9 protein-coding genes are annotated in these 12,545 nt (G+C 53.7%); 3 read left to right on the forward strand and 6 right to left on the reverse strand.

Features of this window, described 5'->3' with window-relative positions; all coding sequences use genetic code 11:
- Positions 1 to 32: 32 nt before the first annotated feature.
- The 3 genes from pyrE to HY795_17045 form a co-directional block, all read right to left on the reverse strand.
- Entirely contained in the window at positions 33 to 671 is a 639-nt protein-coding gene (gene pyrE / locus HY795_17035) for an orotate phosphoribosyltransferase (GenBank protein ID MBI4806924.1), read from the reverse strand.
- On the reverse strand, positions 581 to 1,876 hold the full coding sequence (locus HY795_17040) for an adenylosuccinate lyase (GenBank protein MBI4806925.1): 1,296 nt from the start codon (positions 1,874 to 1,876) through the stop codon (positions 581 to 583). The genes pyrE and HY795_17040 overlap by 91 nt, the downstream gene beginning before the upstream one ends.
- An 82-nt stretch (positions 1,877 to 1,958) precedes the next feature.
- Entirely contained in the window at positions 1,959 to 2,255 is a 297-nt protein-coding gene (locus HY795_17045) for a zinc ribbon domain-containing protein (GenBank protein ID MBI4806926.1), read from the reverse strand.
- Positions 2,256 to 2,546: 291 nt separating this feature from the next.
- On the opposite strand from HY795_17045, the gene HY795_17050 reads away from it, so the two are divergent.
- Both HY795_17050 and HY795_17055 read left to right on the forward strand, forming a co-directional pair.
- Positions 2,547 to 5,306: a glycosyltransferase family 39 protein gene (locus HY795_17050; protein MBI4806927.1), complete on the forward strand. Its 2,760-nt coding sequence runs from the start codon at positions 2,547 to 2,549 to the stop codon at positions 5,304 to 5,306.
- A gap of 9 nt (positions 5,307 to 5,315) precedes the next feature.
- On the forward strand, positions 5,316 to 5,741 hold the full coding sequence (locus HY795_17055) for a sel1 repeat family protein (GenBank protein ID MBI4806928.1): 426 nt from the start codon (positions 5,316 to 5,318) through the stop codon (positions 5,739 to 5,741).
- 128 nt (positions 5,742 to 5,869) lie between these two features.
- On the opposite strand, the gene HY795_17060 is transcribed toward HY795_17055, so the two are convergent.
- Complete coding sequence (locus HY795_17060) at positions 5,870 to 7,033, reverse strand: homocysteine biosynthesis protein (GenBank protein MBI4806929.1); 1,164 nt, start codon at positions 7,031 to 7,033, stop codon at positions 5,870 to 5,872.
- A gap of 146 nt (positions 7,034 to 7,179) precedes the next feature.
- Between HY795_17060 and HY795_17065 the strand changes: the two genes are divergently transcribed.
- Positions 7,180 to 8,484 (forward strand): chromosomal replication initiator DnaA, encoded by a 1,305-nt coding sequence (locus HY795_17065; protein MBI4806930.1) that lies wholly within the window; start codon positions 7,180 to 7,182, stop codon positions 8,482 to 8,484.
- A gap of 354 nt (positions 8,485 to 8,838) precedes the next feature.
- Here the strand turns inward: HY795_17065 and HY795_17070 are convergent, their stop codons facing one another.
- A complete protein-coding gene (locus HY795_17070) occupies positions 8,839 to 9,858 on the reverse strand; it encodes a BMP family protein (GenBank protein MBI4806931.1) in 1,020 nt (339 codons plus the stop codon).
- A complete protein-coding gene (locus tag HY795_17075; protein MBI4806932.1) occupies positions 9,855 to 12,332 on the reverse strand; it encodes a cache domain-containing protein in 2,478 nt (825 codons plus the stop codon). The genes HY795_17070 and HY795_17075 overlap by 4 nt, the downstream gene beginning before the upstream one ends.
- Between the last annotated feature and the right edge of the window lie 213 nt (positions 12,333 to 12,545).

A 12,545-nucleotide genomic window follows, 5' to 3' on the forward strand; every position in this document is an offset into this window, starting at 1 on the left:
CCTCCTTGAGTCGACGGTGGTCTTGATCGAACTCAAATCCCTTTGGCCGCTACGAGGTCGGCCCGGGTAAATATGGACTGCAGTTCGTACCCGGCAGCGGCCAGATTCTCCCGGCCGCCTTCCTGGCGGTCCAGCACGGCCAGCACGGCGACGATTTCGAGCCCCGCAGCGCGCACACGCTCGCACGCCTTGAGCAGAGTACCGCCGGTAGTGACGACATCCTCAAGCATGGCCACCTTGTCGCCTTGCTTGAAGTTGCCCAATCCTTCCAGGTACTGGTTGGTTCCATGGCCCTTGGCCTGCTTGCGGACAATGAAACCCGGCAGAGGGCGTTTGCCGATAAAGGACATGACCGTAACGGCGCTCACCAGGGGGTCGGCCCCCAAAGTCATGCCGCCTACGCCCTGCACGTCTATGCCCGAGAGCATCTCGCAGAACATGCTGCCGATGAGGAAGGAACCTTCGGGATGCAGTGCCGTGGGTTTGCAGTCGAAGTAGTAGTCGCTCTTGCGACCTGAAGTGAGGACGAAATCGCCCTCACGGTAGGATTTGTCGAGAATGATTTTGGCGAGCCGCTGTTTCACGCCCCGAACACCCTTTTGTAGATGGCCGCCTCCTGATTGAGGAAATTGGCCGGATTGAACAGTTCGTCCAGCTTGCTTTCGCCTAATGTGCTGGCGATGGCCGTATCATGGCGGACCTCATCCGGGAAGAGCTTTTTTTCCGTCCAGCAGCGCATGGCCACGGCCTGCACGCTCTCGTAGGCCGCCTGGCGGTCCATTCCAGCGTCGATGAGGGCCAGCAGGATCGCCTGCGAGAAGAACAGTCCGTAGGACCCCCAGAGGTTGCGCTCCATGTTCTCGGGAATGATGCGCAGCCCGGAGAGCAGGTTGGCCAGGCGGTGGAGCATGTAGTCGGCCAGGATCGTGGAGTCCGGCATAATGACGCGCTCAACCGAAGAATGGGAGATGTCGCGCTCGTGCCACAGGGCCATGTTTTCCATGGATGCCAGCGCATTGGTGCGCAAAAGCCTGGAAAGCCCGGCCAGGTTTTCGGCGGAAATGGGGTTCTTCTTGTGGGGCATGGCCGAAGAGCCTTTCTGGCCCTTTCCGAAGCCCTCTTCCACTTCGAGCACCTCGGTGCGCTGGAGATGGCGCAGCTCAACGCAGATGCGCTCCACACCGCCGCCCAAAAGGCCCAGCGCAGTGAAGAATTCGGCATGCCGGTCCCGCTGCACGATCTGGGTGGACACCGGATCAGGGATAAGCCCCAAGATGGCGCAGGCCCTCTCCTCCAATTCAGGGGAAAGATAGACGTAGGTGCCAACCGCGCCGGAAATCTTGCCCACGGCCACGGACTCCACGGCTCTGGCCACGCGCTCCCTATGGCGGCAAAATTCCGCGTAGAACACCGTCATCTTGAGCCCGAAACTGGTGGGCTCCGCATGGATGCCGTGGGTGCGGCCCATGCACAAACGGCCCCTGTGGGCAAGAGCCATTTCCTTGAGCACCCCTATCAACCTGTCGATGCCTTCGAGTATTTTAAGGCCTGCGCGCTTGAGCAAAAGACCGTTGGCCGTGTCCACGATGTCCGAACTGGTGCACCCCAGGTGGATGAAGCGCGCCGAAGGGCCCACGATCTCTTCCACATTGGTGAGAAACGCGATGACGTCGTGCCGGGTGCGCTCCTCGATCTCGAGGATGCGGTCCACGTCGATGTCCGCCTTGGTGCGGATGGTCTCCATGTCAGTGGCAGGAATCCTACCCATGGCATGCCATGCCTCGCAAACAGCGAGCTCGACTTCCAGCCAAGCCCTGAACCTGTTTTCAAGGCTCCAGAGCCGGCCCATTTCCGGGCGGGTGTAGCGTTCGATCATGTATTTGGCGTGGGGTTAGGATGGACCCGGTTTCCGGGCCAAAAACAAGCAAGGCAGCCGAAGCTGCCTTGCAAGGGCCTTGTCAGTTGGAACAGCCTCCCGAGGCGCAGGAAGCAGCACATGGCTTCACTTCCGGCTTGGCTTCCGGCTTTGGAGCCGGCGCGGCCTCGGCGGTAGCGGATTCCGTTTTCGCAGAGGAAGGTTTGGAATACGCATCGGAATACCAGCCCCCTCCCTTCAACACGAAGGAGGAGCTGGAAATAAGACGTTCGGCCTTGCCACCGCAGACAGGACAAGGGACTTTGCGCTCGGCGAAGTCCTTCTGCCATTCCTCGAAAGTCTGCTGGCATTCCTGGCAGCGATATTCGTAGATGGGCATGACTGCCTCCTTAACGACGCTCAAATCGGAACAGCTCTTGAAGTATGATTCGCAGGAGCTGTTGTCAAATACTCGGCTAGGCCTTTTTTGCGGCCTTTGCTTCGCGCACGCGTTCTTTCAGGCGCTCCTGACGACGCTTGCGGCGGCGGTCCAATTCTTTCTTGCGCTCGATTTTCTTGTGAGCCATGGGTCGTTCCTCCTGGCGGTATACGCTCGAAAAGAAACCCCCTAATTGTTTGACCCAAGTCTGTCCAGGTGTTTTTTTCCTCGAAAACGGCTACCACCATGGTCATGAGCAATTCCCGTGCCCGTATTGTCCTGCTCCTCGTGGTAGCGGCCACGGCCTTGGCCATCCGGCTGGCCTGGCTGGAATCGACCTCGCTCTGGTGGGACGAATTCGTGACCCTGGGACGGGCCAAGCTCGGATTGTCCGAAATATGGAGAAACCTTTCCTACCAGGGGCCGTCCGATTCCTCGCTCGACTCCTCACCCCCACTTTTACACTTCATTCTTCACGCCGTTCTGGCCGCAGGGGGGGCTTCGGAAACATGGGTGAAGCTTCCTAGCGTCGTTTTCGGGGCACTCACGGTGCTTGTCCTCTATCCCCTGGGCACCAGGCTTTTCGGAGGGAGGGCGGGGCTCTATGCATCCGCCCTGCTCGGGTTCTCGATCTACCATCTCCATTACAGCCGCGAGGCCCGCCCCTATTCGCTCTACCTGCTTCTTGCCGCCAGCTCTCTGTGGCTTTTGCTGAGAGCCCTGGAGCTGAACCGGACCAGGGATTGGGCCGCCTACACCCTCGCGGCCGCCGTAACGCTCTATGCGTCGTACCTTGGGGGGGCAAGCCTTGCCGCGCAAGGCGTGTACTTCGCCTATTTGACTCTCTCCCGCCGGCTGACAAAAGGTCGTTTCCTGCCGGCCGCAGTCAGCATGGCCGCAGCGGCCGCAGCCTATGCCCCCTGGCTCCCGGGGCATCTGTTCCACATGCGGCTGATCTATTCGCCGCAATCGGACATGGGCCTTACCTGGGATTTTTTATCGCGAGCCCTGTTGGAATTCACCACCCAGAGTACATTATACTTGGCCTGCGCCTGTTTCGGATCATTCGTGGGGCTTTGGCGAAACAAAGACGGGCTCGCGCTTCTTATCTTCTGGCTCCTCTTTCCTGTGGCCACGGCCATGCTTCTGAAAACTGGCATAGCTGTGAATCCCCGGTACCTCATCAATTTCGTTCCAGGGCTGGCTTTGCTGGCCGGAGCTGGCCTGGACGGCCTGGTGAAAGGGCTCTCCATCGGCCTGCCAAGCCGCGCCGCCGCGCTTCTCGGGCTTTTCGCCGCCATCGGCCTCTCCTGGCCCAGCCTTACCGGGCTGTCGGACTACTACCGCCGCGACCAGCACTCCGTCCGTGAAGACCTTCTGGATATTGCCGAAAACTCCCCGGGCATCGATGCGCTGGCTTTTGCCCGCAACCGTCACATCAAGGTATTCGCCCGTTGGTATCTGCGGGATATCTACGGCGATCTGCGTGATAGCGGCGATTTGCGCTACAAAAGGGTGATGCTCCTTAGCGGCCGGGATTTTCTTCCCGAGGGCCTGGGCCAGCCTGAACGGTTTGGAGACCTCTACGGCTTCCGCCTCGGACTTCTCAACCTGAGCCCGCTTGCGGCAGTCAACACCTACAAGATGAATTTCTCGGACATGAGTTTCTACCGGGAGGCGGCGCAGTGGAACAATGTCGGACCCGACCTGTTTCAGAAAACGCTCAGCCTCTACGATCCGGAACGCCCAGGCCGGGCTCTCTGGCGCTTTAGAGCGCCCGAAGGCGGATTTACGGGCGATATCCCCGCGCGCTGCCTGCTGCGGCTTACCCGCAGCCAGGCCACGCCCCCTCCCGACGCCACTGTAACCGTCGTGGCCGGAGACAGTCCCGAGAGGCTCGCCACACTGCGCACATTCTCCCAGGCTGATTTCGCTGGTACCGGTCTGGATATTCGCCTGAGCATCCCGAAACCTGCGGGAGACGAGCTGACCTTTGGCTTTCTTCTTGAGCCCGGGACGGTCCACGGCGGCATCGACCTGGTAACCATGGAAATCTTCTTCCCCGACCGTCCTGGTTCGCCGCAGCTCATGGCCAGCTCCCTTGAGGGAAAAGCGGACATAGTCCCCTGGAAACCAGGAACCGTGCGCCTGGGCGATTCTTCACTGTACGGCTTCGCCAGCAACGACCCCTTGCTTCAGGCCTTCCTGGCGGAGAATCCAAACATCGCTCCCGTGGCTTCCTTACCCGGCTTGAGCCTGTACGATCCCGCCCTTGCCCGGCCCTGGTTTGCCCTTCCCGATACTCGCGAGGTGCTCATGCCCCAGGAGACCAAGGGGCTCCTGGTCTCCGGGGCCATGTCCGGGCAAAGTCTGAACCTTGGGAAAACGGCATTGGAGCTTCCATTCGATGCCCCTCCCGGATCGACCCTGGCGCTCAATCCAGGCGGCCGCGGCAGGCTCTGGGCAACACAGGATTATTCCGTTGGCCCCGGGGCCGCGTTTTCCAGTTTCAACATCACAGCTGGGCCAGAAGGCCCGTGTCTTACCTGTGCCAATGAAAACAGCTGCTTCATCACCTACGCCCTGCGTTCGCGCCTTCCGGTACGGGAAGTGCGGTTGGTCTATTGCCCGGAAGCTTACGGCGAACCCGGCATGGAAAACGGGGTGCGCCTCTCATTCTCCACGGACGGCAACTCCTACAGAACGCTCGACTCCTTTACTGTTGCGGAATCGGAACTGTGGGAAGGCAAGAAACGCCGGATTTCCCGGACCACCCTGGACAAGCCTTCGGAGCGCATCTACCTGCGATTCGAACTCAGCAGCAGCAAGGCCCGCCTCTGGGCAGGGCCTGGCTATCCCATGCGGATAGACGCTTGGCTTGACCCGGCCCAGATCATCCCCATGAAGCCTTTCGCATCCCCCTTCTCTCTCTCCAAAGGCGCTGGCCCCCTTCGCCTCTACCTCTCAACCAAACCTCTTGAAGACCTGGACCGGCTCCTGGCCCCGCACTAAGGCACAACCATGCATCCTGTTACTTCCCACTCCCGGCACACTGTTTTGAGCGTGGTTATTCTTGCTCTATCCCTTTTTTCCCTGCCGGTTTCCGCTGCAACACCCGGCGACCTCTTTGCCGAAGGATACAGGCATCTTACCGGGCAAGGCCAGCCTCGGGACGCAACCATGGCGGCGTCCTTATTTCTTGAAGCTGCACAGGCCGGCGAGCCCCAGGCTCAATACCAGCTTGGAGTGATGTACATGGATGGGCTGGGAGTGCCGACGGACTCGCTTTGGGCGTATTTCTGGCTGAGCCGGGCGATCCAAAATCCAGGTCTGCCGGATTTGGCCAGGGAGCAGGCGCGCGGTCGACTGGACGCCCTCAGGAAACAGCTTTCGGCAGACCAAAAAAGGCGGTTGGGGCTGAGCAACGATGAGACCAGAATCCCTTAAATCCAAAGGCCTTTCCCCTTGAACCATCAAAAAACGGGATCCACCGTTTTTCCGGTGAATCCCGCGAAGCATAATGCCGGGTCCAGGGGGAGATGCCTCCCCCCTGGTCGCCGAAGGCATCTTAACTGTTATTCGGATATAATCCTGTCCTGCGGTTCGGTGAGCATAAACTCGCCCTTTTCTATCTTCCCCTTTAATTCCTGAGCTATCTCCAAAGACAGGGCGTAGCTGGTCAGAGGGACGGTTCGGACCTTTTGGCCGTTCACGTCTATCTCACCGCTTTTGAGTTCAGCGAATGTTGGTTGAGCCAGGACATTGTTCACGCCGTTCGGATAATCCTGCCCGTAGTCTCGCACGGGCATGGTGATGTCCGCGTCGGAGACGCCTGTGAAAAAGGCCATGTCCTCATCCAAAATGGGAATTGGAATGCCCACGCCCACATTGAGCGAGCAGCCGTAGCCCAGGATGGAAACACCTCGAACCCATTTGGGGCTCATGGCCTTCATGTCGCCTTTGAGCATGAGCGTTCCGGAGGCGGTGAGCGGAATTCCCCGTTCGTTTCGAGCTGGTTTCGGGTTATGCTGCGTGCCCGCGCCGATCACCCAGCCCGTTCCGCCGCCGAGCCAGATTTTGGTCCCAAGGCCAATGGTGCGCAGATAGGGATCGTTGAACAACGGCGAGAGCTGCCCGGCTGTGGCGTAGTTGGCGTTTCGCATGGTGGGCTTGAGCGGGCCCATGTACGTGTAGATGACGCGGCTGCCTGTGTTCACGGCCACGTTGTAGCTCTGGTAGCAGTTTCGAGGATTCAACAGCTCCGCGTATTTCAAGTCCGCCAGAGTGACCGACTTGTCCAGTTCGCGCCTGGGGTAGCAGTCCGTGCCGTAGGCTGTGGCCTTGAGCCTGACGGCCTTGCCCCGCAAAAGCTCCTCGATCACATGGCCGCCGCCGTACAGGAATCTGCCGGGATAGACCTTGTTCAGAGGGTCGTCCTCCCGGGGCTCTGTGCAACCGAGATAGGCGTCCACCGCAGCGAGACCGGCATAACAGGGCACACCGTTCAGCCATACCTGCGAAGCCTTGATGGTCGGCGGCTCCTGGCCGAAATTGAAAAGCATCCCGGAAGAGCACATGGGTGAAAACGTACCCGTGGTGACCACGTCCACGTCTTTGGCAGCCGCGGTTTTCCCTTTCCGGCGCACTTCTTCCACCATCTCCTCGGCTGTGAGAATGACGGCTTTGCCTTTTTTTATCCGCTCATTGATCTCGCGGATGGTTTTGTGAACCTTCACCATGGCTTTCAGCCTCCCTAAGAAGAAAAGACGCGGCATCATGGCCAAAAACAGATGGCTTGGCAATACGCTCCCGGGCGCGGTTGAATCCGGTTCATTTTTGGTCTAGCTTTTACCCATCCTCGGAATAGCTCTATCCAACACCCACAGTGCTCAAACAACAGCTCCGCCGCCATCTTGCCCAGATAACTCCAGAACAGGACCTTGTCCGCTGGTATGATCCCCTTGATCTCCATCCGTTGCCCGATTCACTGGAGATCGTAATCGAATTTCCACACGCTCATTTCGGGTACTGGTTTGAAACCAAGATCAAAGATCATTTTGAAAAGCAGGTCAGCCTGTTTCTGGGGCCGGGCTACGTCCTTCGCTACCGAAGCCGGGCAGGCGCCTCGCCTAACGCAGCTTCTGCGGAATTTAAAGCTGCTGTCCTTGATTTTCCTTTCGGCCACGAGTTCACCTTCGAGCAGTTCTTCACCAATCAGAAAAACCTCTTTCCTTTGGCCACGGCCAAGGACGTGGCCAAATGCCGTGAAGTGAAGTTCAATCCTTTGATCATCCAAGGCGAGCCGGGGACCGGGAAAACACACCTGCTTCGCTGCATGGCAAACGAAATAAGCAAATACAGGGACAAGAATTTCATGTTCCTGGCCACTCTGGACGAACTCGCGGAGATGTATGATACCGTCTCCCGTACCTCACCAGTTCCTGTGAGAACTCAACTTTCAGGATATAGTTGTTTTTTTATCGACGACCTGCACCGCTTGGAAGACTATCCCAACCTGTCCAAAGAACTGCTGATACTGTTTAACATGTTTCAGGACACCGGCCGCCAGATGGCCTTCTCCTCGTCGATTCCATTGAACACTTGCGAAGGCATACCTCCTGAACTCAGGGCCAGATTGGAATGCGGCCTCATGGTGCAGCTTTCCAAGCCCGATCTCGATGTCCGCCTCAAATACGTCCAGGACCAATGCCAAAGAAAGAAAATAAGCCTTACCAAAGCGCAAATGCTCACCTTGGCTCAACGCCATCAGGAATTCAGAGGCCTGCACGGGCTTCTCAACAAGTTCAGGGCATTTCGTGAATTACTCAAGCGGGACATTTCCGAGTCTATCTTCGAGAACATCCTGGGCAGAAGCCGCGATGATCAGACCGCAAAAACCACACCCCAGATTATTTTCGACCAGGTAGCCAAACGTTTCAGCGTAGATGTGAAATCCATTCTGGGGAGCAAAAGAAACAAGCAGATCGTTTTGGCCAGGCAGGTTGCTATGCTTCTGTGCAGGGAGGAACTCGGCCTTTCCTATCCCGCCCTGGGTAAGCTCTTCGGAGGAAAAGACCACTCAACAGTTCTTCATTCAGTAAAAAAAATCCATAAATCACAAGTTGATAACAGCGATATGAAAATTTTGGTGAATTCGTTGCGCAAAAGCTGCCGCCAAGGAGGGACATAAGCCTTGCCCAGTGGCAGGCTGTTCTTTTTTGTTTCTTTCCAAGACATAACTGAACTCTTAAATAAACAATTATTTCAATATATTACCACATTAACGAACAACTGTCGCGGCTCTACTAATACAGCTAGAAGAGAATACTTGTTTATTGACCTCTTGAAGAAAGAGACACTCACCGGCCCAAATCGGTGCCGGGTTGTTTTTCTCCAACCACCAAGAAACCGCAGGTGTGTTGGTTCCGAGAGCAAACATTTGCCTCTGGTTTTTTAGGAAGCCTGAAGAAGAGCAGCTGCAGTGACGTTCCAAATATCTATTTTATGAAACAGAACGGTGACTTTGAATATAGCTTTGTATTAATTATTGAGAATTTGAAGGGAGAGATGTCATATCGTTTTGAACAATAATTTCCCCAATTGTAATTTTATTTGCAATTATTTTAATTTCTTCATTTATAGATGGTGAAACGTTGCTAATAGGAAACAATGTAAATCTAGATTTCCCTTCTCCCCAAGGCATTTGAATATATCCACTGGTTATTCCATTTTTTATTCTCCCTATTATATCCAATAAAGGTCCTGAAAAATCGAACATGTCTGAAGTTAAATATCTATTTTTAGAGAAACTCAATTTACTGGTATATATTGTTGTGAAATAAACGGGAAATTCATTACTATTTACAGCTTCAATTATTCCAAAGTTCCCCATGTTAACTCCAGAAAGAATTACATCACACCCTTCTTGAATGAAAACTTCTGCTGCTTGACGGCTGTGCATTGGATCATTGAAGTCGCCGACATTGACGTATTTAAGAGTTGCATTCTGATTATATTCCCTGATGGCCATGAGAGCCGCATTCACTTGAGCACGTGAGAACGGTTGGGGCATTCCTCCGATGTAGCCTATGATTCCCGTTTTGGTGATCTTGGCAGCCAATGCTCCAAGAACATAAAATCCTTTGTGGTATTCACGCCCAAGGACGTGGATGTTTCCGCATTGGCTTGAAATGGGTTCTTCCGCTTCGGCGATGAAGGCCACATCCGGAAATTCCGCACACATGCCGAGTATGGCCTCGAGATATTGCCCCCCATGTCCCCATATTACGGAACATCCGTCAGCTATGAGTTCGCGTATTGCTCGCGGGGCGTCCCAGGGGGATATGCGTTGGCGGTAGCACGTGGTGACACCATATTCTTCTTGGGCTCGAATCATGGCCGCGTGACCGAGCTCATTGAAGTCCTTATCGACCACGACCCCTGGAAACAGAACACCCATACGCAAAGGCTGTTGGGTTTCAGCCAGCGCTGTGCAGGGGCACAAGGCGAGCATGGTCCAGATAAAGGTGATTTGGCTTATGCGAAGAAACGTCATTGAAATCATGCCTCACGTCTGTCTTGCGTGTAGGGAAGCTTGATTATGAACGTGGTTCCACTGCCCAGCTCAGATTCAACGGTGATGGTGCCAGCATGATTATTGGTGATGATAAAGAAGGAAACGGAAAGGCCGAGACCGGTTCCTTCCCCGGGAGGTTTGGTGCTGAAAAATGGTTCGAACACCTTGCGGCGAGTTGTTTCTTCCATACCAGGCCCGTTGTCCTCGATTTCTATCCTGGCGAATTCGCCATCGTTGCGGGTTCGCAGTGTGATCTTCGGGGATAATACCTTTGAAACAGACATGGCTTGAGCCGCGTTTCGTAGAATGTTCATAAAAACTTGCTCTATCTGAGTGGGAGAGCACTGAACCAGAGGCAGTGCCGGGTCGCTATCCCAAAGTATATCTATCTGTTTGAAATCGTATTTTTTCTTCAGGTCATAATCTTTCGAGCACAGCTCGACTGCTTTCTCCATCAGATCCGTCATATTCACGAAACCCATGGAAGCATCGGTCTTTCTGCTGAACTCCAGCATATTGGCAACGATTTTCGCGGCACGCTCAGCAGATTGGCGAATGCCTTCCAGCATGACTGGTATGTCTCGTTTTACCAAAAAGGACTGAATATTATCGAGAGGACATCCGGCTTCTTCGGCGGCTTCAGTGTTGGCCGCAACATTTGCGTTCAGACGTCTGATGATGACCTGTACACTCTGGAGTATTCCTCCCAGCGGGTTGTTGATCTCATGGGCCATACCTGCGGCAAGGCCACCTACAGACATGACTTTTTCAGTCTGGATCATCATCTCTTCCATTCGAACCCGTTCAGTCACGTCGTCTAAACGGATGACCGCTCCTTTTACACCATTGCTTATAAGAGGATAAGCCAGCATATCCACTTGCAGCAGTTTATCTTTGAAAGATAATGCCATTTTATTACGTACCAGCGGTGTTCCATTCATCAGGGAATCCCAACTGGTCCCAATCCGTTCGGCTACGGTTGGGAGAGCTTCTGACAATTGTTTTCCAATCACCAGTGAGGCGTTAATTCCCGTAGCTTCTTCCGCCGTGGTGTTCCAATGGGTTATTACCATGTCGGTATTGACCCCGATGACTACGGACGGCATGGAGTCGATTATTCCCTGGAATGCATTTCTGGCACTCACCAACTCGATTTCGGTAAGACGCCTCACCTCGACTTCATCTTCTAGCTGCCTGGACTTTCCCTGTATCTCCCGGCTCATCTGATTGGCCGATTCGGCCAGGCTCTTTAACTCCACAACATGTAAACTGTCGTAATTTATTGGGGTAATATGTTTTGGTGCATCACGGAAAAAAGATAGAAAAACAGCGAACTCTTTACGAAGCCTTCGCGAGACGAAAGTGCTTGCTGTCAATACTGCCAGGGCAGCTACCGCCAAAGAGCCAAGAATCAGTCCTATCTGTCGAACCATAGTGGCCCGTAGTGAATCCTTATGCTGGAAGACCACCTCGGTCATTCTGTCTAATGGAACCGTTGCCACCAGTATCCATCCCCAGCCTGGGACTGTGCGCGCATAAAACAGGTTTGTGACCGCAGCTTCCGACTTGCTCTTCGGAAGTTCCAAATACCCGAATCCACCCTCGGCTTTCAGGCCTTCCGAGAGGATGTCGTGAACGACCATTCGGCCGTTGCTGTCTTGAAGTTCCAGTATGTTCTCACCCTGGGCGTACACACCTGAGGGATCGAAAAGAACAGTTCCGCCGAAATCAAGAATACGAATGACACTGGACTCCGCGTTCTTAAAGAGGCTGAGCCTGCGTTTTATGCTTTCTTGAACGCTCAGTTCGACGTCGTCGAGATACTCGCCTGTACCAATTATCCAACCAAAAGGAGGGAATAATTTTAAATATGATATTTTTGGAAGGGCAATGCTTTGACCAGGTCTATTCCAATAATACGTATCGAATCCTTCACCGGCGGTAGTTCCAATTCTAATGAAACTTTGAATTATTTTTTTTCCTGATAAATCTGAAAGATCGAAATCGTTTTTTCCTATCATGCCAGGTCTGAAACGGTTCATAACAAGGATATAGTTAACGTCATGGATCCAATAATAACCTCTGCCATCATAAAAACTAACTGAATTAAGCGAATCAATAATAATTTTTTTAATACTAGATTCTGGAAGTGTGTTTTTATTATTGTAATAAATTACAGAAGCAATATCATACGCTTCTAATGTTTTTTGCTTAAGGTCATTCTTAATATCATTTGTTATCTTTGATCTTTCGTACCTAATAAGATCAGTGGCATGATCCATTTCATTTGTTAAAATATCCTGCTGCCTACGTACATATTCCTGTTCGTATGCGGCAGTGTTGTTCTTAAACTCGCTGTATTGCGTATATATGACGATTACAGAAATCGCGGAGCTGACGGCTAGTGTAATGAACAGTGCACTTGCTCTGAAAAGCTTAGAAATACTATACATTCTAGCCATTGGTGGTCCTTTCTGTTCTCCTGCTGAGAAAGGGGCACGCTTGCACAACCGGAGTTCTTTGTAGAAAATCCGGAAAATTTGACCGTGTATAATTCTTTTGGACGTTGCTGTAAGTGAGGTCAACTAAAGATTTTGATTTCTTCCGAGTATTCTCCCCTTTTTCTTGGCCGTGGACTTCATACTCGGCTAAGGCAACACGTATTTGGCGGGCTT

This window comes from Desulfovibrio sp., from assembly GCA_016208105.1.
GTDB lineage: Bacteria > Desulfobacterota > Desulfovibrionia > Desulfovibrionales > Desulfovibrionaceae > Fundidesulfovibrio.